The organism is Stappia sp. ES.058 (assembly GCF_900105595.1).
Lineage (GTDB): Bacteria > Pseudomonadota > Alphaproteobacteria > Rhizobiales > Stappiaceae > Stappia.
In genome coordinates, this window is sequence record NZ_LT629784.1 from 1,848,403 (window position 1) to 1,871,747 (window position 23,345).

The window sequence follows — 23,345 nt, forward strand, 5'->3', positions numbered from 1 at the left end:
CGAACAAGACGGCCTCGTCTTAGACCAGCCGCTGCCCGGCGTCCACTCCCCGCGCCTTACCGATAAGGCGCATCCATGGCGATGTTGTTTGCGATTTCCCGCTCCCAGCGATCGCCGTTCGCGAGAAGTTTATCCTTGTCGTAGTAGAGCTCTTCGCGGGTTTCCGTGGCGAACTCGAAATTCGGACCCTCGACGATGGCATCGACCGGGCACGCTTCCTGGCAGAAGCCACAATAAATACACTTCACCATGTCGATGTCGTAACGGGTCGTGCGACGCGTTCCGTCGTTGCGGCGCGGGCCGGCCTCGATGGTGATGGCCTGCGCCGGGCAGATCGCTTCGCACAGCTTGCATGCGATACACCGCTCCTCGCCATTGGGATAGCGACGCAACGCATGCTCACCGCGAAAACGCGGACTGACCGGTCCCTTCTCGAAGGGATAGTTGATCGTCGGCTTCGGCTTGAAGAAGTAGCGCATCGCCAGGAAGAAGGCGGACACGAACTCCTTGAGCAAGAGCGACTTGGCAGCCTGTTGCAGTGCCATGGCGTCGAGCCTCGTTTCTCGTTTCCTGTCGGGCGGTTTGCGGGAACACCCCGCTGCCCGTGTTCATATCACGTCCCGCCAGTGTCGGGCGGGATCCCCTTGCACTAACCGGCCAGCGCCCGGCCTGCAAGGTAGCCGATCAGCGGGAATGCGATCAGGCCACACCCAAGGACCAGGTAGCGGATCTGGTCCATGTAGCGATCGAGAAACCCGGGCTCCCCGATCCTCTGGTTCTGGCGTTCCGCGGCTCCCTTGAGAACGCCGATGACGATCTTGTAGTCGATCCAGCCGATGTAGAGCCCGATCGCCGCACCGATCAGACCCGCGAGAGAGAACGACATTCAAAATCCTCTTTGCCCGTCATGCTGCTGTGGGCGCCCAGCCCATCGCCATCAAAACCGCTGCAACCACGAAAACCATCACCAGCGAGAGCGGAAGAAACACCTTCCAGCCAAGACGCATAAGCTGGTCATAGCGGTAACGCGGGACCATCGCCTTGACCATGGCAAACATGAAGAACACCAGCAGCGACTTCAGCAGGAACCAGATCACCCCGGGAACCCAAGTGAATGGCGGGATATCCAGCGGCGGCAGCCAACCACCCAGGAACAGGATGCTCGTCAGCGAACACATCAAGGCGATGGCGACGTACTCGCCCAGCATGAACATCATGTAGGGCGTCGAGCCGTATTCGACCATGAACCCGGCAACGAGCTCCGATTCCGCTTCGGCGAGATCGAACGGGGGACGATTCGTCTCCGCAAGCGCGGAGATGAAGAACACCACGAACATCGGAAACAGCGGCAGCCAGTACCAGTTCAGGAACGACAGCCACGGCACACCGAGCGCGGTCGCAAGTCCCGTTTCCTGCGACAGAACGATCTGCGACAGATTGAGCGATCCCGCGCACATCAGCACTGTGACGATCACGAAGCCGATGGAGACTTCGTATGAGACCATCTGCGCTGCGGAACGAAGCGCCGACAGGAACGGATATTTGGAGTTCGATGCCCAACCGCCGATGATGATGCCGTAAACGCTCAGCGATGAAATCGCGAAGATGAAAAGAATGCCGACATTGATATCGGCGATCACCCACCCTTCAGCGACCGGCACAACCGCCCAGGCGGCAAGCGCAAGCGTAACCGTGACCAGTGGCGCAAGCAGGAACAGACCCTTGTTGGCGCCAGCCGGAATGACCGGCTCCTTAAGCACGAACTTGAGAAGATCGGCAAAGGACTGCAACAGCCCCCAGGGGCCGACCACGTTCGGACCCCGGCGGATCTGCACCGCCGCCCAGACCTTGCGATCCGCGTACAGGATATACGCAACGATGACCAGCAAGACGACGAGCAGCAACACGCTCTGCGCCAGCATGATAATCAACGGGAAAAGGTAATCCGCCCAGAAGTCCGCCATCATAGCCCCCGTTTACTCCGCGGCCTCTGCCGCACGCGCCCTGGCGAGAGCCGAACATTCGGCCATCGTCGCCGACGCACGCGCGATCGGATTGGTCATGTAAAAGTCGCTCACCGCGCTGTGGAACGCGGCCGTTTCCGGTTTTCCGCCGAGCTTTGCCAATGCGTCGACGCCCGCCCCATCGCCACCCGCGATGCCGTCAATTTCCGCCATATGCGGATAGCTCTCGTAAAGCGCCGCCCGCAGCTCGCCAAGCGAGTCATAGGGCAGTTGCGCGCCAAGCTGCGCGGACAATGCGCGCAGGATCGCCCAGTCCTCGCGAGCCTCGCCCGGCGGGAAGCCGGCGCGCACGCCGAGTTGAACGCGTCCCTCGGTATTCACATAGGTGCCCGATTTTTCGGTGTAGGTGGCTCCCGGCAGGATCACGTCGGCGCGATGCGCTCCGCGATCGCCGTGCGTTCCCTGATAGACGACAAACGCTCCGTCGGGCACGTCGACCTCGTCGACGCCAAGCAGGAAGGCAACGTCCAGCGCGCCCGGCTCGAGCATTGCGCCGGTCGACAGGCCGTCCTCGCCCGGTACGAACCCGACATCGAGCGCCCCGACCTGGGCCGCTTCCGTGTGCAGGATGTTGAACCCGTTCCAGTCGTCCCGGATCACGCCGACCGACTTCGCGACCTGTGCGGCAAGCGAAAGAACCGCGGCCCCATCCGGACGATTGAGCGCGCCCTGCCCAACGACGATCATGGGACGCTCGGCCTTCGCAAAGCCCTTTTTGAGCATCTCCGAAAGGGTGTCGGGACCGGCTCCGAGATAGTCGTAGGGATAGGTGAGATCCGGAGCCTCGCCGATCACGCCGATACGCACACCGCCTTGCGCATAGCGCTTGCGGATCCGCGCATTCAGTACCGGCGCCTCGAGACGCGGATTGGTTCCGATCAACAGGATCGCATCCGCGTCCTCGATCCCGGAGATCGTGGAGTTGAAGATGTAACTGTCGCGCCCGTGCGCGGGATCGAGCGGCGAACCGGGATAACGACAGTCAATATTTGTTGCACCGAGCGAGCCCATCAGGCCCTTGAGCGCAAACATCTCCTCGACGCTGGCGAACTGCCCGGCGAGCGCACCGATACGCTCCGGCTTGGCGGCCTTCACCTTCTCAGCGATTACCGCGAAAGCCTCGCCCCAGGACACCGGCTTCAGCTTGCCGTCGACGCGGGCGTAGGGCCGGTCGAGACGCTGCGTGCGCAGTCCGTCCCAGATGTAGCGCGTCTTGTCGGAGATCCACTCCTCGTTGACTGCCTCGTTGAGACGGGGCAGCACACGCATGACCTCGCGACCGCGCGTATCCACCCGAATGGCCGATCCGACGGCGTCCATCACGTCGATGGTTTCCGTCTTCTTCAGTTCCCAGGGACGCGCCTGAAAGGCATAGGGCTTGTGCGTCAGCGCCCCGACCGGACAAAGGTCGACCACGTTGCCCTGCATTTCCGACGACAGCGCGCTCTCGAGATACGAGGTGATTTCCGCGTCCTCGCCACGCCCGATCAGCCCCAGGTCCGACACGCCGCAAACCTCGGTCGTGAATCGGACGCAGCGCGTGCAGTGGATGCAGCGCGTCATGATCGTCTTGACGAGCGGACCGATGTACTTGTCCTCGACCGCGCGCTTGTTCTCCGTATAGCGCGACCCGTCCATGCCATAGGCCATGGCCTGGTCCTGCAGATCGCACTCGCCGCCCTGATCGCAGATCGGGCAATCCAGCGGATGGTTGATCAGCAGAAACTCCATCACGCCTTCGCGCGCCTTCTTCACCATCGGGGTCTTGGTGAAGACCTCCGGCGGTTCGCCGTTCGGACCCGGACGCAGGTCACGCACATTCATCGCGCAGGACGCCGCGGGCTTGGGCGGGCCGCCCTTCACCTCGACAAGGCACATGCGGCAGTTGCCGGCAATCGACAGCCGGTCGTGAAAGCAGAAGCGCGGCACCTCGGCACCGGCGGCCTCGCAGGCCTGCAGCAGCGTGTAGTCCTGCGGAACCTCGACTTCCTTGCCGTCGACAAAGATAACCTTGTTCATCGGGTGCAGCCCTCGCGGCTGACGTGCGGCGCAAGAGCAGCGCCTGGACGTCGTGTCATTTCGGTTGCGGCGTCGCGCATGTCTTACTCCGCCGCTGCCATTGCGGGCGACGGAGACCGCCGCTTCGCCGTGAACTCGTCGATCCGGGCCTCGATCACCGGGCGGAAGTTCTTGATCAGACCCTGGATCGGCCAGGCCGCCGCATCGCCAAGCGCACAGATCGTGTGGCCCTCGACCTGCTTGGTGACCTGGAAGAGCATGTCGATCTCTTCCTTCGAGGCGTTACCTTCCACCATGCGTTCCATGACGCGCCACATCCAGCCCGTGCCTTCGCGGCATGGCGTGCACTGGCCGCAGCTTTCGTGCTTGTAGAAATACGACAGCCGGGCGATCGCCTTGATGATGTCGGTGGAGCGGTCCATCACGATGACGGCGGCTGTACCGAGCCCCGAGCCAAGCCCCTTCAGGCTGTCGAAATCCATGCCGCAGTCGACGATGTTTTCCGCCGTCACGCAAGGAACGGAGGACCCGCCGGGAATCACTGCCAGAAGGTTGTCCCATCCGCCGCGGATGCCGCCGCAATGACGGTCGATCAACTCGCGGAAGGGAATACCCATTTCCTCTTCGACCGTGCAGGGCTTGTTCACATGGCCCGAAATGCAGAAGAGCTTCGTGCCGGTGTTTCCCGGCTTGCCCAGACTGGCAAACCATGTACCGCCGCGACGCAGAATGGTCGGCGCGACCGCGATGGATTCCACATTGTTCACCGTCGAAGGGCAGCCATAGAGACCGACATTGGCCGGGAACGGCGGCTTCAGGCGCGGCTGACCCTTTTTGCCCTCGAGGCTTTCCAGAAGTGCGGTTTCCTCGCCGCAAATATAGGCGCCGGCACCGTGGTGAACGTAGATGTCGAAATCGTAGCCGTTCTTGTTGTTCTTGCCGATCAGCCCCGCCTCATAGGCCTGGTCGATCGCCGCCTGCAGGCGCTCGCGCTCACGGATGAATTCGCCGCGTACGTAGATGTAGGCGGCAATGGCCCCCATCGCGTAGCCGGCAACCAGGCAGCCCTCGACCAGCGTGTGCGGGTCGTGGCGCATGATCTCCCGGTCCTTGCAGGTGCCAGGCTCCGACTCGTCCGCATTGACCACCAGATAGGCCGGACGCCCGTCGGATTCCTTCGGCATGAACGACCATTTCAGCCCCGTGGGGAAGCCGGCCCCGCCGCGCCCGCGCAGGCCGGAGGTCTTGACCTCCTCGATGATCCAGTCCCGGCCCTTTTCCAGGAGCGCCTTGGTGCCGTCCCAATGGCCGCGCTGACGCGCGCCATCGAGGCCCCAGTCGTGCAGGCCGTAGATGTTGGTGAAGATCCGGTCCTGATCAGACAGCATCCCGCTCTCCTGTCCTTAGCTCTGGCTGGAGGGCACATCGCCCTTTTCGACACGCGAGGAGAATTCGGTTTCCCCGCCATCCGCCAACTGTTTTGCCTGTCCGATCCAGTCTTCGCGATCGATCCGGCCCTTGAACTTGAGCCGCGTGTCGACCCAGGCCTTGTTGGCCTCGTCCCAACCGGCAATCTGGTCGAAGTGATAGACGCCGAGATCGTTGAGGGTCCCCTCGATCTTCGGACCCACGCCCTTGATCTTCTTGAGATCATCGGCCTTGCCGCCGCGCGCGCCCTTCAGGAGCTCAGGCTCGCTCTCCGGCACGCCCTCCCCGGCAAGATCAAGACTCGACTGCACCGAGCCCGGCGCACCGGCCGCAGCGGTTTCCGCTGTCTCCGCCTTCACAGCCTTTGCCTTTGGCGCCGGCTTCGGCGCGGCTTTCTTGGTGCTCTGGGTGGCGCCCGGCATACCGTTGAAATCACTTCCGCCAGAATTGATCGCATCGCCCGCGAAGGCATGCGAGGCAGCTTCCGCACCGGCAACCAAATGCGCGACCGGATCACCGCCGACGGTGGTATCCTTGATATCTGTCAGCGTCGTCGCACCATCCGCCGGCATGGCGAAGCGGCGGTCCGACTGGGGACCCGGCGTCACGTCGCGTCCCGCCGCGATGTCCCCGATCAGGGCTTCCAGGCTTTCCGGAGTCAGATCCTCGTAGGTGTCCTTGAAGATCTGCACCATCGGCGCGTTCACGCAGGCCCCCAGGCACTCGACCTCTTCCCAGGAAAAGTCACCATCCTCGGACAGCTCGTGCGCATGCGCCGCAATCCGGCTCTTGCAGACCTTTACGAGGTCCTCCGCGCCACGCAGCTGGCAGGGCGTCGTTCCGCAGACTTGAATGTGTGCCTTCTTGCCGACCGGTGCGAGCTGAAACATCGTATAGAAGGTCGCGACTTCCAGAACGCGAATATGCGGCATCGACAGCATGTCCGCCACGCAGCGAATTGCGGGCTCCGGCAGCCAGCCGTCATGCTGTTCCTGCGCGCGCCACAAGAGCGGGATCACGGCGGACGCCTGACGTCCCTCCGGATAGCGCGAAATGACCTTCTGGGCCCAATCGAGATTGGCCTTCGTAAAGGCGAAACTCTCGGGCTGCTCAGGGTGAAGGCGACGAACGGACATTACCGGTCCACCTCTCCGAACACGATATCAAGGGATCCGAGGATGGCCGACACATCGGCCAGCATATGCCCCCGGCACAGGAAATCCATCGCCTGCAGATGCGCAAAACCCGGCGCCTTTATCTTGCAGCGATAGGGCTTGTTGCTTCCGTCGGCGACCAGATAGACGCCGAACTCGCCCTTGGGCGCCTCGACGGCGGCATACACCTCACCTTCGGGCACGCGATAACCTTCGGTGTAGAGCTTGAAGTGATGGATCAGTGCTTCCATCGACCTCTTCATCTCACCGCGTGTGGGCGGAACAATCTTGCCATCGATGGCGGAGATCGGGCCTTGTTCTACGGTCAGTTTTTCCAGGCACTGCTTCATCAGGCGCACGGATTGGCGCATCTCTTCCATGCGGATCAGGTAGCGGTCGTAGCAATCGCCGTTCTTGCCGACGGGAATGTCGAAATCAAGCTCCGAATAGCACTCGTAGGGCTGCGATTTGCGCAAGTCCCAGGCGGCGCCCGAGCCGCGTACCATCACGCCGGAAAACCCGCGCGCCCAGGCGTCTTCCAGCGACACGACGGCGATGTCGACGTTGCGCTGCTTGAAGATGCGGTTGTCCGTCAACAGCCCTTCGATGTCGTCGAGGGTCTTCAGAAAGGGATCGCAGAAATCCCAGATATCGTCGAGAAGGGCCCCTGGCAGGTCCTGATGGACCCCGCCCGGACGCACGAAGGCCGCGTGCATGCGCGCGCCGCAGGCGCGTTCGTAAAACACCATCAGCTCTTCGCGCGGCTCGAACCCCCACAGCGGCGGCGTCAGCGCGCCGACGTCGAGCGCCTGCGTCGTCACGTTCAAAAGGTGAGACAGGATCCGGCCGATTTCCGAAAAAAGCACGCGGATCAACTGACCACGCTTCGGCACATCGACCTCGAGCAACCGCTCCACGGCGAGCGCGAAAGCATGCTCTTGATTCATCGGCGCTACATAGTCGAGGCGATCGAAATACGGGACGGCCTGCAGATAGGTCTTGTGCTCGATCAGCTTTTCGGTGCCGCGATGCAGCAGGCCGATATGCGGATCGACACGCGTGACCACCTCGCCGTCCAGTTCGAGCACCAGACGCAAAACGCCATGCGCCGCCGGATGTTGCGGGCCGAAGTTAATGTTAAAATTCCGGACCTGAGCCTCAGCCATGTTGAGGATCCTGATTGGGCGCGAAGAGAGCGAACACCTCGGCACCTGTCATTTTCTGAGTCGAATCGGCGAACGAATAGCTGTCCGGCTTTTCGTCGATGAAGATCTCGGAAGTGAACGCGAAGACCCTCGGATCGTCGAACGCCTGTGCGGACACGCTGCTGTGCGATCCGTCACGCATCCGCCAAATCAGTGAGGACCCACATTTCTTGCAGAACACCCTCTCCCCGTATCCGGACGAAGAGTACACACCAACCGCTGCGGGGTCTTCGATCTCGACGCCGCGGCATCCGACCGCCATGAAGACACCTCCGCTCCATCGCCGACAGATCGAACAGTGGCACGCGCCCATCTCGCCGGCGTTTGGCACCGCGGAAAACCGAACGGCACCACACAGACAGCCGCCCTGAAGCCTCTCGTCAGCCATACACTCGCCCCTCAACTCGCTTTCTCGTCACCCGGCAGCACATAGTCCGTGCCTTCCCATGGCGACATGAAATCGAAATCGCGGAATTCCTGATTGAGTCGCACCGCCTCATAGACCACCCGCTTTTTTTCGTCGTCGTAGCGAACCTCGACATAGCCGGTCAGCGGGAAATCCTTGCGCAGGGGATAGCCGTCGAACCCGTAGTCCGTCAGGATGCGGCGCAGATCCGGATGGCCCGAGAACAACACGCCATACATGTCGTAGATCTCGCGCTCAAACCACTCCGCGCCGGGAAAAACGTCGACGATGGAGGGAACCGGAGTTTCATCGTCGGCCTTGAGCTTCACGCGTATGCGCAGGTTCTGTTTCGGCGAGAGAAAGTGGTAAACCACATCGAACCGCTTGTCCCGGCTCGGAAAATCGACGCCACAGATATCCGTCAGATTGACGAAGAGACAGCTCGTGTCATCGCGCAGGAAACGCAACGCCTGGACGATTTCCGAGGCGCGCACCTCAAGTGTCAACTCGCCGAAGGCAACAGTCACGCTGTCGACCGTATCTCCGAGCGCCGCCTGAATGTGTTCGCCAAGTTCAGCGAGCGTTTCGTCCATGTCCCTGATCCGTCTACCGCAATGAGGTATTGGGCCGACCCGGCGGTCAGCGTTCGATCGTTCCGGTGCGCCTGATCTTTTTCTGGAGCATCATCACCCCGTAGAGAAGCGCTTCCGCCGTCGGCGGGCATCCGGGTACATATATGTCGACCGGAACGACCCGGTCGCAGCCGCGAACCACCGAATAGGAGTAGTGATAGTAGCCGCCACCATTCGCGCAGGAGCCCATCGAGATCACGTAACGCGGCTCCGGCATCTGGTCGTAGACCTTGCGAAGTGCGGGCGCCATCTTGTTGGTCAGCGTACCCGCCACGATCATCACGTCGGACTGGCGCGGAGATGCGCGCGGCGCAAAGCCGAAGCGCTCGGCGTCGTAGCGCGGCATCGACATCTGCATCATTTCCACGGCGCAGCAGGCGAGCCCGAAGGTCATCCACATCAAGGAGCCGGTACGCGCCCACTGGATCAGATTGTCGGTGGCGGTGACGACGAAGCCCTTGTCGGCCAGTTCGTCGTTCATCTCCAGAAAGAACGGATCGTCCGCACCGACCGGCTGACCCGTCCGCGGGTCGAGAATGCCCTTCGGGGTCTGGGCAATGAGCGGCTCTTGCGAGGTCAGTCCCATTCCAGCGCTCCCTTCTTCCATTCGTAGATGAACCCGATCGTCAACACGCCAAGAAACGTCATCATCGACCAGAATCCGTACCAGCCGAGATCTCCGAAAGAGACGGCCCACGGAAACAGGAACGCGACCTCGAGATCGAAGATGATGAACAGCAACGCGACCAGATAGAAGCGGATGTCGAATTTCATCCGGGCATCGTCAAAGGCATTGAAACCGCATTCATAGGCCGACAGTTTTTCCGAATCGGGATTCTTGTAGGCCAGCAGAAAGGGCGACACCAAAAGGGCAAGACCGATGACCAGCGAGACCCCGATAAAAACCAGGATCGGCACATAGTCTCTCAGCAGATCTTCCATGTCCAAACATGTCCTTGCGCCAGGCCCGTGGCGGCTTCGCGTCTCCCATGACGGTGCGGCGCGGCAGGGCCTTTCCAGCGTGACGGTGATACGGGTGACGATGACACGATCACCAGCGCTTACCCGGCACGCTTAGCCCACGCACCCCCGCAACGCAAGCCCGACGACGGTGTAATCGGGCCGTCATTTTCGCAACCGCGAAACGACCTTGGGGCCGACACGCCGCCGCCGTCGGTCGCCGATACCGGCACGACCTCATCCAATTCGCGGTGAGCGTCCGGCAAAGCGGGAACAGGAGATACCACCGTCGTATCCGCCGTCGCCACCTGGTCTGACATCTGGCGCGCGACGCGCATCTGTCAACGATGCGCGATAGCGGCCCTGCCGCGGCATCGCTGCGCGGCTCTTGCGGGGCTGTTGTCGAAGCGTCGCCGGGCGCTGGACCGGACCGCCGGCATAGGCGCCAAGTTGCGTCAACTCGGTGCAAGTTTCGCAACTCCAGCATCAATTTTGCTGAAATTCGTCTCAAGATTTGATGATTTTGAGATGACCGACCCGAGAGATGGGTGACGTGTTGCACCGGACACAGGGGCAAAGCTTTCGGCTTTTTGCCGGGGGGACTGATACGGTGGAACGCGTGTTCGATGATGGAGGACAAAAGACCTTGCAGAGCATCGACAATCCGCTCGGCACGGGATTGTCACCCATGTCCCGGGAACGCTCTGTTGCCCATGTCTCCCGGTCGTAGAAAGGGGCGAGTGGCGCGAGTGACGGGACTCGAACCCGCGACCTCCGGCGTGACAGGCCGGCACTCTAACCAACTGAGCTACACCCGCTCGCCCGCTTTGCCAAGCGGCAAAGGGCTCCCGAAACTGAGGCAAGTGGCGCGAGTGACGGGACTCGAACCCGCGACCTCCGGCGTGACAGGCCGGCACTCTAACCAACTGAGCTACACCCGCTTGCGCTCAGGCGACACATGGCCGCCGGGAGTGGCGCTGATGTACGTCGAGCCGCCCGCCAAGTCAAGCGGCTCGCACATGGCTTTGTGATGATTGTTCCATGCCGGGCCCCAATGCTTCTGCGCATCTGTGGATAACGCGGATCGGCGGAGGTACGGCCCTCCCGCCTGCCCTCTCCTTCGCGCCTGGAAAAGCAAAACGCACGAGCGCAGCGGCACTCGTGCGTCTGACAATCGGGGCTCAGGTTTTCAAGCCGTTTGTTTTCAGGCCGTTCAGAGCCGCGCCAGATACTGCATCGGATCGACCGGTTTGTTCCCGCGACGCAGTTCGAAGTGAAGCTGCGGCTGACTCACCGAACCGGTGGAGCCGGCCTTCGCAATCGTCTGACCGCGGCTAACGGCGTCGCCCCGCTTCACGAGCAAGTCGCTCCCATGAGCATAGGCGGACACCCAGCCATCATCGTGGCGCACAAGCACAAGATTGCCATAGCCCTTCAACTCGTTGCCGGAATAGATCACCGTCCCGTCTTCCACGGCCTTGATGTCGGCCCCTTCCGGCAGCGCAAGGTTGATGCCTTCGTTGCGCGTTCCGCCCGGCTTGGTGCCAAAGTCGGAAATGATTCGTCCGCGTGCGGGCCAGCGGAACCGGCGCACGTTGTCGCCGGAAACTTCGCGATTGACCGAGATCGGCTTCGCAGGCGCCGCTTCAGTTCGCGAAATCTGCGGCGTGGAGGACGGCGTGGCATTGCGCGCTGCCTCCGCGGTTCTCGAACTCAACGACGCGGGCTTACGCCGCGGTTGTGCGGCCGACTCAATCTGCGCTGGTCCTGGAACGGTGCTGGACAGGGATGCCAGCCTGACCGCCGATGACCCAGGTTTATGCGGCGGGATCGGAGCCGACGCCATCACCAGACCTGCCCCTGCGGATGCCGGGATGGACCCCGTCACGCTGGGTGCGGGTCCGGCTGGCGGAAGCTTCACAGGCGCGCTGGAGCGCGACGCGGTCGCACCATGCACATAGGTTGGGATCACCACCTGCTGGCCAGCGGAAAGGGATGCATTCGGCGAAACACCGTTGATCTCCGCAAGGACGTACTGCGGCACGCCATAGCGACGCGACATCGAGGCAACGTTGTCCCCGCTGCGGGCGCTCACCTGGGTTGCCCCTGCAGTCGTCCAGCCTCGCACCGTCTTGGACGCGGCGGAAGTGCCAGACGGCTCGGCGTTTGAAAGGATCCGGCTTGCCTCGTCGCTCGACGAGCGGACGGGCGATACCACAGACGCAGTGTTCACCGACCGCGACGGCGATACCCGCGGCGTTGGAACGGACGCATACCGAGGCGATGCACGGCGTTGCTCGGACGACTGATCGGGAATCGATCCGGTCGCCATCGAGCGGTCGGGCTGCGTTGCAGGCGGCAACGAGCTGCGCTCGACCCGTGCCGTGCCACTTGCCGGCCCGGCCATGATGTCATCGAAACTGGGTTGAGACGCAGCGCCACCATTCAGCATTGCCCGCTGATTGTCGGTGTTGCCGGTAAAAATGGGATCGGCGAAACGTTCCACCCCACCGCTGCAGGCTCCGGCGACGGCCGCCAGAAGGACCACCATCGCTGTTTGCGAGAGCAATCGGGAAGGGGATCTTGAATACTGCTTTGACATGGCGCTACTCGGACTCAAACACCTGAGATCATTGAGCCTGATTAAATGCCGGTAACGTTTATAAAGACTTAAGGGCAGCCGAATTCGCGGAGATCAGCGAAAACAATTGTTGCCAAGTTCCTTCAAAGGCGGGTCGCAACCCCCTCGACAAGCGGAACGAAACGCACCTGCGCAAGGTCACGGGCTACCGTGGTGCCGCCCTTCTTTTCAATCACGACAAGTGACTGAACGGAGCCGGCGGGTCCAAGCGGCATCACCAGTTTTCCGCCATCCGCCAGTTGGTCGATCAATGCCTGGGGAATATCCGGTGTGGCCGCCGTCACGATGATCCGATCGAACGGCGCCTTTTCCGCCAGCCCCTCAACGCCATCGCCGTGATGAACATGCACGGTATCGATCTTGAGCGTCGCCAGGCGCGCGCGCGCGAGGTCGGACAGCGTCTTGTAGCGTTCAATCGTGTGAACCTCGCGACTCAGGTGACCGAGAATGGCGGCCTGATAGCCTGATCCGGTCCCGACCTCGAGCACACGGTGTTCCGGCGCTACATTGAGCGCCTCTGTCATCATGGCAACAATTGTGGGCTGCGAAATCGTCTGGCCGCATTCGATCGGAAGCGCGCTGTCCTCATAGGCATGACGCTGCAGTGGAGCGGACAGAAACAGTCGCCGGGGAACGCGTTCGAGCGCCGAAAGCACCCTCTGGGTGCCGATCCCCTGGGTTCGGAGTTTGAGGATCAAGGCCGCGGTTGCCTCGCGGTCGGCTTCGGTGACATCGGCGGGGATCAGCGCACCCGTTCCGGGGTGGTTCGAACCTGCTTCAGGACCATCTCCGACCGCCAATTGACCCCTCCCGCAACATGCTCACTGTGTTGCCTCAGCCTGCCCTGTCCTGCCCTGCGCGACTTCAGGGTGTGGACCCATAAATGAGGCCGATATGGCATGGAAAATGGCAAAACACCGCGAGGAAACGTGTGCAGAGCGGGCTGGGTGCCCGGTCAAGCACGCGGACGAAGCGAGGTGGCGATTTTCCTGTCCTTTGGATTTGACCGGAATGCGCCTCCTCTTCGTCGCGAAAGGATTGAAAATACTCGTATTTCCTTCACTTCCGCTTCTTGTCGGGACGCATACCACCTCAAACCATATCAACTTCATTTCTGAGACTACACCCTAGGGTTGGAATCAGGCCAGTTTGTCCTTCAGTTCCCCCAGAAGATCGTGGGCCGTCAGGTCAAGCTTGAGCGGCGTCACGGAAATCATGTGCTCGCTCAAAGCCGCCAGATCGGTATCCTCTGGCGGTGTCTCCTCGCCACCGCGGAAGGCAAGCCAATAGTAAGGCACTCCGCGTCCGTCCGTTCTCGCATCGACAGCCAGTTCACTGACCTTGCGCTTGCCCTGCCGGGTCACCCGGGTGCCACGCACATCCTCGGGCGCGCAAGCGGGGAAATTGAGGTTGAGCAGGATGTCCGAGGGAAACGAGAACGACAGCAGCTTGCGGACAAGGGACGCCGCATGGGCGCGGGTCGCTTCGTAGTCCACCTGCGCCCCCTTCCCCCAGCTGAAGGCCTGCGACAAGGCCATGGAGCGGATACCCATCAGCGTCCCCTCCATGGCCCCGGCAATGGTCCCGGAATACGTCACGTCGTCGGCCGCATTCTGTCCGCGATTGACCCCGGACAGGATAAGATCCGGTCGCCCCGGAAGAAGCTCGCGCACGCCCATGATCACGCAATCCGTCGGCGTACCACGGACGGAGTAGCGCTGATCGCCGAGTTCGCGAACCCTCAGCGGGTCGTGCAAGGTCAGCGAATGGGCGACCCCGCTTTGGTCCGTTTCCGGCGCCACAACCCAGACATCGTCGGACAGCGTGCGGGCGACATCTTCAAGAACGGGAAGCCCGTCGGCCTGAATGCCATCGTCATTGGTGACCAGAATGCGCATCACAGTGCCTCGATTGTCTCGATCCCGCCCATGTAGGGGCGCAGCACCTCGGGAATGGTGATGCTTCCATCGGAATTCTGATAGGTCTCGACCACCGCGATCAAGGCGCGTCCGACGGCAATGCCGGACCCATTGAGGGTATGAACGAACCGCAGTCCCTTCTCGCCCTCGGGACGATAGCGCGCGTTCATCCGCCGGGCCTGGAAGTCGCCGCAGACCGAACAGCTGGAGATCTCGCGATAGGCATTCTGACCCGGCAGCCAGACCTCGATGTCATAGGTCTTGCGCGCACCGAAACCCATATCGCCGGCCGACAGCATCATCACCCGATAGGCAAGGCCGAGCCTTTCAAGGATCTCCTCCGCGCAGCCCGTCATCCGCTCCAGTTCGTCGAGGGAGGTCTCCGGCGTCGTCACCGAGACGAGTTCGCACTTCCAGAACTGATGCTGACGCAGGATACCGCGCACATCGCGCCCGGCAGAGCCGGCCTCGGAGCGAAAACAGGGTGTCAGCGCGGTCACGCGCATCGGCAAATCGACCTCTGAAAGCGTTTCCCCCGCGACCATGTTTGTGAGCGGCACTTCAGCGGTCGGGATCAGCCAGCGGCCTTCGGTGGTCTTGAACAGATCCTCGGAAAATTTCGGCAATTGCGACGTCCCGTAGAGCGCCTCGTCGCGCACCAGCAACGGCGGCGAGACTTCCATGTAGCCATTGCGGGTGGTCTGCAGATCGATCATGAACTGGCCGAGCGCCCGCTCAAGTCGCGCCATCTGTCCCTGAAGCAGCACGAAACGCGCGCCCGACATGCGCGCCGCGCGTTCGAAGCTCATCCCGGCCTCAGCGGCACCGACCTCGAAATGCTCCCTGGGCGCGAAATCGAACGCGCGCGGGCTGCCGACCCGGCGAACCTCGACATTGGCGCGCTCGTCCGCGCCTTCGGGAACATCGTCCAGCGGAATGTTCGGCAAAACGCTCAGCGCATCGACAACCTTCGCGGTGAGCGTTCGCTCCGCCTCTTCACCCTCGTGGATTATCTGCTTTATCTGCGCAACTTCTTCAATCAGCGCCTGCGCGCCGGCATCATCTCCCGACGCCTTTGCCTTGCCGATTTCCTTGGAAGCGGCGTTGCGACGTTCCTGCGCATCCTGAAGCGAGGCGACATGCGCGCGCCGCGCGTCGTCGAGCGCGATCAGCTCAGCAGCCTGCGGCGGCAATCCTCTTTGCGCCATGGCTGCGTCGAAGATCGCGGCATTGTCGCGGATCCATTTGATATCGAACATCAATCAACCCCGGATTCGGCGCCGGCGCCAAGCGGCAACGGGAATTCGACCGGAGCAGATGCGGCGACGATCAGGCGTCCGCTTCCGCAGCTTCCCGTTCGGCGCGCTTCTTTTCCACCAGTCTGACGCAGATGATGGACACTTCGTAGAGAAGCATCGTTGGCAGCGCAAGACCGATCTGGCTGATAGGATCGGGCGGCGTAAGCACGGCCGCCAACACGAAGCCGATGACAATCGCATACTTGCGCTTGGCCTTCAGGCCTTCCGAGGAAACGATCCCGACGCGACCGAGCAGCGTCAGCAGAACGGGGAGCTGGAACACCAGACCGAAGGCGAAGCTCAGTGTCATGATCAAGCCGAGGTATTCACTCACCCGCGCCATCAGCTGGATCTTGGCCTGACCGCCCGACCCGTCCTGTTCCATCGACAGGAAGAACCCCATGGCAAGCGGCATCACCAGGAAAAACACCAGACAGGCGCCAACGATGAACAGGACCGGGGTGGCGACGAGAAACGGCAGGAACGCACCGCGTTCCTGCTTGTAGAGCCCCGGCGCGACAAACATGTAGAGCTGCGATGCGATCACCGGAAAGGCGATGAACAGGGCGCCGAAGAAGGCAAGCTTGAGCTGGGTGAAAAACAGCTCCTGCGGAGCGGTATAGATCATTTCGACCTGGCGCCCGGCTGCCTGCTCGAACGGGATCACCAGAATGTTGTAAATGTCCTGAGCGAAATAGAAGCACACGACAAATGCGATGAGGATCGCCACCACCGTACGCAGCAGCCGCTGTCGCAATTCGATGAGATGTTCGATCAACGGTGCCTTGGAGGACTCAATGTCGTCGTCTGTCATGCCTTGCCGTCATCCCCGGTCGGCCGCGTCTCTGTGGTTGCGGCGGACACTTCTGGCGAACCGCCATCCGCCGTTGGCTCCACCTCCGCCACGTCGGCACTGCCCGACGCGTCCTCGTCGGCATTCTTCGAAGGTCCGGCCTTGCTACCAGACGACTTCGCCTTTCCGGACGGCTTGTCCGGATCAATGGATTTCTTGAGGTCGCCGAGCGGATCGAAGTTTCCGGCCTTCTCGACCTGTTTCTTCATGTCGGCGATATCGGCCTGTTGCTCGGCTTCGCGCAAGGCATCGTTGAACGTCGACTGAAACTCGTTCGCCATCCGCTTCACCTTGCCCATCGTCTGACCGAAGGTGCGCAGCATGCGTGGCAAATCCTTGGGTCCAACGACCAGAATCATGACGACGGCGACAACAAGAAGTTCCGTCCAGCCGATATCGAACATTGGCGTCCGTTTTCCGCATGTTTGAGATCAAGACGCGCTTTCGCGGTCTTCACGAGCGACATGGACCGGCCTCGATGGCCGGACGCCGATGCCCCCGCCAATCGCGAAGCGGGTCAACCCGCCTTGGACTTGTCCTCGGACTTCTTCATGGCGACGGGCTCTTCCGGCTTGTGATCGATGGTCTTGCCACCATCGTCCGCCTTCGCTTCGTCTTCCTCGTCGTCCTCGTTGAGGCCCTTCTTGAAGCTCTTGATTCCCTTGGCAACGTCTCCCATCAGCTCGGAGATTTTCCCGCGGCCAAACAGCAGAACAACGATCACCGCGATGATCAGGATCTGCCAAATACTGATACCCATACGACAACTCCCTGGTCGATCCGGTGCACGCGCGCCGGCGCGGCACTATTGCAACAAAGCGCGATCAATCGCAACCAACCGTTTCACCGGTTAATGCAATCGCGCATTAGACATCCGTCGCATTTCGAGCAAACGCCAGAACATCCCGATCATCCACCCGGACCCCGACATCCATACCGACGACAAACCGGCCTCCGTCGCGAATGCGCGCCTGCAGCGGCAGTTCCAGTCCGTCCACCGCGATATCGACCAGATCGACCTCGCCAATGAAACGCCGCCGGATCACGCGTCCAGAGCGTCCCTCCCCCGGCTCTCCAAGAATCACTCCTTGCGGGCGCACACAGACATCAACCGTCATTCCCCGCCCGATGCCAGGGGCCGGATGACGGCCGAACGCTGTCTCCACCTCGCCGTCTCCGGCAATCGCGTCGATCTCGTTGAGCTCGGAGAAAAAGCGCGCAACGAACAGATCGGCGGGATGATTGTAGAGATCGTCAGCGCTGCCGATCTGGACCAGTCGCCCCTTGCGCATCAACGCGATGCGGTCGCCCATGCGCATGGCCTCCTCAGGATCGTGGGTCACCAGCATGCAGGTCGCCCGCGTTTCCCGAAGGACAGACAAAGTCTCGTCGCGCACAGCATCGCGCAACCGCCTGTCGAGGCCGGAAAACGGCTCGTCCATGAGAAGAACGCCCGGCCGGGGCGCTATCGCCCGCGCCAGCGCCACGCGTTGCTGCTCCCCGCCGGAGAGGGCGTGCGGATAGTCCGCATGATGCTCGGCAAGCCCGACCCGGGAAAGCGCGCTCAGTGCCGCGTGACGGGCATCGGCCTTTGCAAGGTGGGTAAGACCAAAGGCCACATTCTCGGCGATGGTCAAATGCGGAAACAGGGCGTAATCCTGGAACATCAGCCCCACGCCGCGCTTTTCGGGAGGCAGGAACCGGTCCGGTCCGGCCACTTCGCGCTCGTTGATGAGCACACGCCCCATTGTCTGACGCTCCACGCCGGCGGCAATCCGCAAGAGAGTCGTCTTGCCGCACCCCGAATGGCCGAGCAGACACAGGACTTCTCCGGGTTCGACGGAGAGTGACACCGACCGCACCGCCGGAAGGCCGGAATAGCTGTGGCTCACCGCCTCGAACGACAGGCGTGCGGCAATCGTGGCGCCGGCCGTGCCGCGCACGCCCCACCGTTCAGCGGGCGTCGAGACTGGAATGCTAGCTGTCACGGTCATTTGTCGTCTCGTCGCCTTCCACCATCAAGTCGAACAATTCGGTCTCGTCAATCGGATCTTCCTCTTCCCGCAATTCTGACGAATCATTGGGAACCGGCACAGAGAAACCAGCCGGAACCGCGCTGTCCAGCAATCCCGTCCCTTTGAGTTCATCAAGTCCGGGCAGGTCGGAGACAGACGCAAGCATGAAGTGCTCCAGAAACGCATCCGTGGTGCCGTAGGTAACCGGCCGTCCCGGCGTTCTGCGGCGCCCGCGCATCCGGATCCATTCCGTTTCCAGGAGCACGTCGACCGTGCCACGCGATGTCGACACACCGCGAATTTCCTCGATCTCCGCCCGGGTGACCGGCTGGTGATAGGCGATAATCGCCAGCGTTTCCAGTGCGGCGCGCGACAGGCGTCGCTCCTCCACCTGCTCCCGGCTGAGCAGATACGACAGGTCTTCCGCCGTGCGAAAACCCCACTTGCCGGAAATCTCCACGAGGTTTACGCCCCGCGTCGAATAGACACGCCGCAAATCCTCGACAACACCCGGGATATCGATTTTTCCCGGCAGTCGCGCGGCGATTTCATCAGGGCCCAAAAGATCGCGGGAGGCAAAAAGAAGCGCCTCTATCATGCGCATGGCGCTGGCACGCTCTGCCGGGAAGAGATCTCCCTCCGCCTCACCGTCCTCGACAGGCTTGCCACCGTCGTCGTGTTCGTCGCCATTCCCGCGCATCACGCCTCATTGCCTTCCGTTCCCGGGTCGCTGTCGTCCCTCGCCTCGCCCGGTCTCGGCTCCGCGCGCCTGCGAAGATAAAGCCGTGCGAAGGGACCGGACTGGCGCAGCTCTATCGCACCTTCGCGCACCAGTTCCAGACTTGCGGAAAAACTGCTCGCCAACACCGAGCTGGCCTGTGTGCCATCCCCCAGGTACCTCGACAAATAGGCATCGAGTGGCGCCCAGTCCATCTCCTTGCCCACGAGACGCGTCAACAGGTCACGCGCTTCCTGCAACGACCACACGGTTCTTCGGCGAACATGAACCGATGTCACGGAGGTGCGCTGCCGCTGAGCCGCATAGGCGGTCAGCAGATCATAGAGGGTGGCAGCGAACCGGCTCTTGCGCTCGATCGACAGCGTCTCGGGATCTCCGCGGACGAACACGTCGCGCCCGAGGCGGTTCCGGTTCATCAGTTTTGCCGACGCCTCGCGCATCGCTTCGAGACGGCGGAGGCGAAATGCAAGGGCCGCCGCGAGTTCCTCGCCGGTCAGCGCATCCTCATCCTTCTGCTCGGGGATCAGCAACCTGGATTTCAGATACGCAAGCCAGGCTGCCATGACAAGATAATCGGCAGCAAGCTCGAGGCGCAGCCGGTGCGCCTCGTTGACGAAGTGAAGATACTGCTCGACAAGGGCAAGGATGGAGATGCGGGCAAGATCCACCTTCTGCTTGCGTGCAAGCGTCAGCAGAAGGTCCAAGGGCCCTTCGAATCCGTCGACATCCACCACCAGGGACGGGTCGGTGGTCGCAAGCGCGGAGCCGTCGGTGCCGCGCCGATCTGCGTCCTCGAAAAAGGAATCCTGCACGCCTGCCCCCAACGCTTCGCGGCAAGCTTCATCGTCGCTGCCGTCCAGGCAAGTTTATACGACACCGGCAAGCAACGTCGCAAACTCCGCCTGAAGCGCCTCGCGATCCATCGGCTCGGCCGGGCTCCGCGCGGAGAGCGCCGCATCGGTCCGGGCAAGCGCCGCACCGCAAAGTTCAGGCGAGGCCGCCGCCACAGCCTGCATTTCAGCGAAATCGCCATTGCAATGCAGCGCCAGGTCGCAACCGGCCGCGAACAGGCTGCGCACCCGTGCCTGCATCTCCCCGCCAAGCGCCCTCATCGAGACGTCGTCGCTCATCAGGCAGCCCTGATAATCGAGCTCGCCACGAATGATCGTTTCGATGACCTTTGGAGAACAAGTGGCACATGCGTCCCGGTCGATGGCCGTGTAGACCACATGCGCGGTCATGGCCAGCGGCAGATCGCGCAAGGCGCGAAACGGAACGAAATCGAGTTTGCGCAGTGTTTCCAGCTCCGTGTCAACCACCGGCAGCGCAAGATGGCTGTCGATCGTTGCGGGTCCGTGACCGGGAATGTGCTTCAACACAGGCAAAACCCCTGCGGCTCCCAGGCCGTCCGTCATTGCGCGCCCGATCCGCGCGATGATCGCGGGGTCTGTTCCGTAGGCACGGTCACCGATCACGTTGCTGGTGTCGCCCCGCGGCACATCGACGATGGGCAGGCAATCGACAGTGATGCCCAGGTCCGCAAGATCCGCGCCGATAAGTCGGCCGCACAGCCAGGCCGACCGCAATCCCGCATCCGCATCGATGTCATGAAGTTTTCCGTAGACCGCACCCGGCGGGTAGTCCGGGACCAGCGGCGGCCGAAGCCGGCGAACACGCCCGCCTTCCTGATCGATCAGCACTGGCGCATCCGGCCACCCCACAAGATCCCGGAATTCGGAAACGAGATCCCGGATCTGGTCGGTCTGACGACAGTTCCTTGCAAAAAGGATCAACGCCCAGGGCCGTTCATCACTGAAGAATTGCCGCTCGTCCACCGTCAGTCGAGGCCCCGAGCACCCGGCAATAAACGCTTTCGCCATGAAGATTATCCGTCCGCTGCGAGTTTCGCGTCCGATTGCGGACGTGAAACCTCCCTCACCCCTTCGGTCAGTTGCGCCGCACGAAACAATCGCCGCCAGCAGACTTCAAACGCTCGCACAGCGAAATCGCATCGTCACGCGACGAGGCCGGAATACGGACGCGGTAGAAGGTACCGCGGTCGCCAAGATCCGCCCGCTGGATCACAGGCGAAACACCCCCGAGCACACCCGCATAGCGTTGCTGGAGATTGTCGAAGGCGGCCTGGGCCTGATCCTGTGTGCGCTGAGACGACACCTGCACGATATAGGCACCGGCAGGAATGGATCCGCTTGTCGCAGGCGCGGAGGCCGCGGGCTGCGATGCGCCCTGCTGACTGGCGGTGAGATCAAGCGGAGAGGCCGGTGCCCGCTGTGCGGGGGCACTTTGGCGCTGAATGGCGGGAGGCGCAGTGGCACGCGCAGCCATTGTCTCGATATCGCCCGGCTTTTCACGCGGCACATTGGTCGGCACGTCGCCGGCGACCGTCGGGCCAGCGGCCTGCGGTACCGCGGCGCCATCTTCCGCGCCGGGCGCCGTCACGGGGGTCGTCGTTACCTGACGAGTGTCCGTTCCGGCCGGGTCTACCGACGCCACGCGCGGAACCGGCGAAGAGGGCGACTGTTCCTGCGCCGGTTGATCTGTCGCCGGTTCGGACTGCGACGCTGAGGGAGTATCGGTCGCAGCAGCAGCGTCATCACCGGAGATGATCGTTCCGTCCGGACGCACAACGACTGTGCGAACCCGACGCGGGCCCGCGGGAACGCGGGTTTGCGCGTCACCGTCCGTCACGGGCGCCGGCGGAAGCGATGCAACCGGAGTTTCATCCTGAACCACCAGCCGTTCCTCACGCGGAGACTCGACACCCCCGACGCGATCATAGATCAGTTTGCTCTGACCGTTCGCCGAGGGCTCCTCACCTTCGGGATAGACCTTCAACGGCTCCTGTGACGCCGTGATGACCGGTGGCGGACCAATCACGTCCGATCCGCCAAAATCGAAGAAGGCAAATACAGCTCCACCCGCGACGACAAGACCAAGCACGGCACCTGCTGCAAAAAGACCCCGACGGGACTTTTCATCCGGCGCGACCTCCTGTTCTGACTCCGAATGCGGCGGGAGAACGCCATGCCCGCCAATCTGCGGATCGCCCTCGCGCATTGCCTGAGCGACGGCATCAAGGTCATACCCCTCCGGCGGCGGCGGGGCCTCCGTATCGGCGGCAGCGTAGAAATCCTCATCGAAGGACGGGGCTTGAGGTTCCGCCCGGCCCGCCCGCCCATCGTCAGCCCAACCGGGCGCCGGCGCGTCCATCAGCAGGTCGTCATAGGACTCTGATTGCAGATCGTCACCTTCCGACCAAGCCTCGCGATCATCGTGCGCATTTTTTTGCGGGCCAAGAAGCTCGTCCTCAAGCGAGGCGCTCAAATCGGCGGTAATGGCGCGAGCGCGCTCCTGCTCCGCGGAAAAATTCGCGTCTCCACGCACGTCCTCCTGATAGACGGGGGGATCGAGCCGACCCTCATCCCGTGGAGCAACGGAGTCGGGAAAATATGGATCTTGTCCGAAGTCGTCGGCAACATCGGCCGAGCGGTTGACCGGCCCGTCCGGCCATTCGACCTGGGCAGAGCGCGACGCCTCGGCGAAATGCGCATCATCATCCCACACCTCTGCCTGCACCTCCGCATGCCAGGTATCGCCATAGGCGCCTTGAGCAGGCTCGACATCAACGGGGGGAGAAACCGGGACGGATTGGACGCGCTGCGCATAGGCGTCCGAATAGTCAGAAGCCGTAGCCTCCCGCTCGTCCGGTGCGGAAACAGGCTGCTGTTCAAAAGGTTCGTTCCAGCCGACACCACCCGAAACCGGTTCTTCCCATCCTGACGGGTCCACGTATTCCGGGTCATCGGCTTGGGGAAACGCAGGCTCTTCGAACCGGGGCTCCGTCATCGCAACGGGGCGAAACTTGGCATTGCCCTCGCTGACGATGCGCGCCAGTTCGACGAGCGGATCCTCTTCGAACCCGTCATGGCCGTCATCCGCGCGCCGGTCGCCGCGGTGATCCGTATCGCTGACCGGATGGTTCGAACGGTTGGACATAATGCTGAGGACTTCCCCGCTGGATTGGACCGCAA

Annotated in this window: 23 protein-coding genes, 2 tRNA genes and 1 pseudogene; all 26 read right to left on the reverse strand. The window is 62.3% G+C overall.

The window, feature by feature from the left end; all coding sequences use genetic code 11:
- Positions 1-56: 56 nt before the first annotated feature.
- Positions 57-545 carry an NADH-quinone oxidoreductase subunit NuoI gene (gene nuoI / locus BLU32_RS08575; RefSeq protein ID WP_093806156.1) on the reverse strand — a complete coding sequence of 163 codons (489 nt, stop codon included), beginning with the start codon at positions 543-545 and terminating at the stop codon, positions 57-59.
- 104 nt (positions 546-649) lie between these two features.
- Entirely contained in the window at positions 650-886 is a 237-nt protein-coding gene (locus BLU32_RS08580) for a hypothetical protein (protein ID WP_093806158.1), read from the reverse strand.
- 19 nt (positions 887-905) lie between these two features.
- Positions 906-1,967, reverse strand: coding sequence for an NADH-quinone oxidoreductase subunit NuoH (nuoH, locus tag BLU32_RS08585; RefSeq protein WP_093806160.1), 1,062 nt, complete (start codon positions 1,965-1,967; stop codon positions 906-908).
- A 9-nt stretch (positions 1,968-1,976) separates the two neighbouring features.
- A complete protein-coding gene (gene nuoG / locus BLU32_RS08590) occupies positions 1,977-4,043 on the reverse strand; it encodes an NADH-quinone oxidoreductase subunit NuoG (RefSeq protein ID WP_093806162.1) in 2,067 nt (688 codons plus the stop codon).
- 83 nt (positions 4,044-4,126) lie between these two features.
- Positions 4,127-5,431, reverse strand: a complete 1,305-nt coding sequence (gene nuoF / locus BLU32_RS08595) for an NADH-quinone oxidoreductase subunit NuoF (protein WP_093806164.1) — start codon at positions 5,429-5,431, stop codon at positions 4,127-4,129.
- 15 nt (positions 5,432-5,446) lie between these two features.
- Positions 5,447-6,607, reverse strand: coding sequence for an NADH-quinone oxidoreductase subunit NuoE (nuoE, locus tag BLU32_RS08600; protein WP_093806166.1), 1,161 nt, complete (start codon positions 6,605-6,607; stop codon positions 5,447-5,449).
- Positions 6,607-7,791, reverse strand: a complete 1,185-nt coding sequence (locus BLU32_RS08605; RefSeq protein ID WP_093806168.1) for an NADH-quinone oxidoreductase subunit D — start codon at positions 7,789-7,791, stop codon at positions 6,607-6,609. The genes nuoE and BLU32_RS08605 overlap by 1 nt, the downstream gene beginning before the upstream one ends.
- A complete protein-coding gene (locus tag BLU32_RS08610; protein WP_093806170.1) occupies positions 7,784-8,218 on the reverse strand; it encodes a GFA family protein in 435 nt (144 codons plus the stop codon). The genes BLU32_RS08605 and BLU32_RS08610 overlap by 8 nt, the downstream gene beginning before the upstream one ends.
- 11 nt (positions 8,219-8,229) lie before the next feature.
- Positions 8,230-8,829: an NADH-quinone oxidoreductase subunit C gene (locus BLU32_RS08615; RefSeq protein ID WP_093806172.1), complete on the reverse strand. Its 600-nt coding sequence runs from the start codon at positions 8,827-8,829 to the stop codon at positions 8,230-8,232.
- A 46-nt stretch (positions 8,830-8,875) separates the two neighbouring features.
- Positions 8,876-9,454 carry an NADH-quinone oxidoreductase subunit B family protein gene (locus tag BLU32_RS08620; RefSeq protein ID WP_172838549.1) on the reverse strand — a complete coding sequence of 193 codons (579 nt, stop codon included), beginning with the start codon at positions 9,452-9,454 and terminating at the stop codon, positions 8,876-8,878.
- Complete coding sequence (locus tag BLU32_RS08625; protein WP_029057170.1) at positions 9,445-9,810, reverse strand: NADH-quinone oxidoreductase subunit A; 366 nt, start codon at positions 9,808-9,810, stop codon at positions 9,445-9,447. Before BLU32_RS08625 ends, BLU32_RS08620 begins: the two co-directional genes overlap by 10 nt.
- A gap of 759 nt (positions 9,811-10,569) precedes the next feature.
- Positions 10,570-10,646 (reverse strand) — tRNA-Asp (locus BLU32_RS08630).
- A gap of 46 nt (positions 10,647-10,692) precedes the next feature.
- Positions 10,693-10,769: transfer RNA gene (locus tag BLU32_RS08635), tRNA-Asp, on the reverse strand.
- A gap of 272 nt (positions 10,770-11,041) precedes the next feature.
- On the reverse strand, positions 11,042-11,545 hold the full coding sequence (locus BLU32_RS22305) for a murein hydrolase activator EnvC (RefSeq protein WP_244501817.1): 504 nt from the start codon (positions 11,543-11,545) through the stop codon (positions 11,042-11,044).
- Between the two features lie 258 nt (positions 11,546-11,803).
- Positions 11,804-12,430, reverse strand: a pseudogene (locus tag BLU32_RS22540) (LysM peptidoglycan-binding domain-containing protein); the annotation flags it as partial.
- Between the two features lie 122 nt (positions 12,431-12,552).
- Positions 12,553-13,269: a protein-L-isoaspartate(D-aspartate) O-methyltransferase gene (locus BLU32_RS08645; RefSeq protein ID WP_371326960.1), complete on the reverse strand. Its 717-nt coding sequence runs from the start codon at positions 13,267-13,269 to the stop codon at positions 12,553-12,555.
- 339 nt (positions 13,270-13,608) lie between these two features.
- The gene (surE, locus tag BLU32_RS08650) at positions 13,609-14,367 is read right to left on the reverse strand and encodes a 5'/3'-nucleotidase SurE (RefSeq protein ID WP_093806178.1); all 759 of its coding nucleotides are present in this window, start codon (positions 14,365-14,367) and stop codon (positions 13,609-13,611) included.
- On the reverse strand, positions 14,367-15,647 hold the full coding sequence (gene serS / locus BLU32_RS08655; protein ID WP_093806180.1) for a serine--tRNA ligase: 1,281 nt from the start codon (positions 15,645-15,647) through the stop codon (positions 14,367-14,369). The genes surE and serS overlap by 1 nt, the downstream gene beginning before the upstream one ends.
- Before the next feature lie 70 nt (positions 15,648-15,717).
- The gene (tatC, locus tag BLU32_RS08660; protein WP_093806182.1) at positions 15,718-16,500 is read right to left on the reverse strand and encodes a twin-arginine translocase subunit TatC; all 783 of its coding nucleotides are present in this window, start codon (positions 16,498-16,500) and stop codon (positions 15,718-15,720) included.
- Entirely contained in the window at positions 16,497-16,943 is a 447-nt protein-coding gene (tatB, locus tag BLU32_RS08665) for a Sec-independent protein translocase protein TatB (protein ID WP_093806184.1), read from the reverse strand. The genes tatC and tatB overlap by 4 nt, the downstream gene beginning before the upstream one ends.
- Positions 16,944-17,056: 113 nt before the next feature.
- Entirely contained in the window at positions 17,057-17,299 is a 243-nt protein-coding gene (locus BLU32_RS08670; RefSeq protein WP_093806186.1) for a twin-arginine translocase TatA/TatE family subunit, read from the reverse strand.
- Positions 17,300-17,405: 106 nt separating this feature from the next.
- Positions 17,406-18,533 (reverse strand): ABC transporter ATP-binding protein, encoded by a 1,128-nt coding sequence (locus tag BLU32_RS08675; protein WP_093806188.1) that lies wholly within the window; start codon positions 18,531-18,533, stop codon positions 17,406-17,408.
- Positions 18,517-19,254 carry an SMC-Scp complex subunit ScpB gene (gene scpB, locus BLU32_RS08680; RefSeq protein ID WP_093806190.1) on the reverse strand — a complete coding sequence of 246 codons (738 nt, stop codon included), beginning with the start codon at positions 19,252-19,254 and terminating at the stop codon, positions 18,517-18,519. The genes BLU32_RS08675 and scpB overlap by 17 nt, the downstream gene beginning before the upstream one ends.
- Positions 19,254-20,105 (reverse strand): ScpA family protein, encoded by an 852-nt coding sequence (locus tag BLU32_RS08685; RefSeq protein WP_197673724.1) that lies wholly within the window; start codon positions 20,103-20,105, stop codon positions 19,254-19,256. The genes scpB and BLU32_RS08685 overlap by 1 nt, the downstream gene beginning before the upstream one ends.
- A 54-nt stretch (positions 20,106-20,159) precedes the next feature.
- Positions 20,160-21,173 (reverse strand): beta-N-acetylhexosaminidase, encoded by a 1,014-nt coding sequence (gene nagZ, locus BLU32_RS08690; RefSeq protein WP_093806194.1) that lies wholly within the window; start codon positions 21,171-21,173, stop codon positions 20,160-20,162.
- Positions 21,174-21,240: 67 nt separating this feature from the next.
- Positions 21,241-23,310 carry an SPOR domain-containing protein gene (locus tag BLU32_RS08695; protein ID WP_093806196.1) on the reverse strand — a complete coding sequence of 690 codons (2,070 nt, stop codon included), beginning with the start codon at positions 23,308-23,310 and terminating at the stop codon, positions 21,241-21,243.
- Positions 23,311-23,345: the final 35 nt, after the last annotated feature.

Coding starts and splice junctions, on each gene's coding strand:
- nuoI (WP_093806156.1), bottom strand. CDS start 545: ATGGCACTGCAACAGGCTGCCAAGTCGCTCTTGCTCAAGGAGTTCGTG.
- BLU32_RS08580 (WP_093806158.1), bottom strand. CDS start 886: ATGTCGTTCTCTCTCGCGGGTCTGATCGGTGCGGCGATCGGGCTCTAC.
- nuoH (WP_093806160.1), bottom strand. CDS start 1,967: ATGATGGCGGACTTCTGGGCGGATTACCTTTTCCCGTTGATTATCATG.
- nuoG (WP_093806162.1), bottom strand. CDS start 4,043: ATGAACAAGGTTATCTTTGTCGACGGCAAGGAAGTCGAGGTTCCGCAG.
- nuoF (WP_093806164.1), bottom strand. CDS start 5,431: ATGCTGTCTGATCAGGACCGGATCTTCACCAACATCTACGGCCTGCAC.
- nuoE (WP_093806166.1), bottom strand. CDS start 6,607: ATGTCCGTTCGTCGCCTTCACCCTGAGCAGCCCGAGAGTTTCGCCTTT.
- BLU32_RS08605 (WP_093806168.1), bottom strand. CDS start 7,791: ATGGCTGAGGCTCAGGTCCGGAATTTTAACATTAACTTCGGCCCGCAA.
- BLU32_RS08610 (WP_093806170.1), bottom strand. CDS start 8,218: ATGGCTGACGAGAGGCTTCAGGGCGGCTGTCTGTGTGGTGCCGTTCGG.
- BLU32_RS08615 (WP_093806172.1), bottom strand. CDS start 8,829: ATGGACGAAACGCTCGCTGAACTTGGCGAACACATTCAGGCGGCGCTC.
- BLU32_RS08620 (WP_172838549.1), bottom strand. CDS start 9,454: ATGGGACTGACCTCGCAAGAGCCGCTCATTGCCCAGACCCCGAAGGGC.
- BLU32_RS08625 (WP_029057170.1), bottom strand. CDS start 9,810: ATGGAAGATCTGCTGAGAGACTATGTGCCGATCCTGGTTTTTATCGGG.
- surE (WP_093806178.1), bottom strand. CDS start 14,367: ATGCGCATTCTGGTCACCAATGACGATGGCATTCAGGCCGACGGGCTT.
- serS (WP_093806180.1), bottom strand. CDS start 15,647: ATGTTCGATATCAAATGGATCCGCGACAATGCCGCGATCTTCGACGCA.
- tatC (WP_093806182.1), bottom strand. CDS start 16,500: ATGACAGACGACGACATTGAGTCCTCCAAGGCACCGTTGATCGAACAT.
- tatB (WP_093806184.1), bottom strand. CDS start 16,943: ATGTTCGATATCGGCTGGACGGAACTTCTTGTTGTCGCCGTCGTCATG.
- BLU32_RS08670 (WP_093806186.1), bottom strand. CDS start 17,299: ATGGGTATCAGTATTTGGCAGATCCTGATCATCGCGGTGATCGTTGTT.
- BLU32_RS08675 (WP_093806188.1), bottom strand. CDS start 18,533: ATGACCGTGACAGCTAGCATTCCAGTCTCGACGCCCGCTGAACGGTGG.
- scpB (WP_093806190.1), bottom strand. CDS start 19,254: ATGCGCGGGAATGGCGACGAACACGACGACGGTGGCAAGCCTGTCGAG.
- nagZ (WP_093806194.1), bottom strand. CDS start 21,173: ATGGCGAAAGCGTTTATTGCCGGGTGCTCGGGGCCTCGACTGACGGTG.
- BLU32_RS08695 (WP_093806196.1), bottom strand. CDS start 23,310: ATGTCCAACCGTTCGAACCATCCGGTCAGCGATACGGATCACCGCGGC.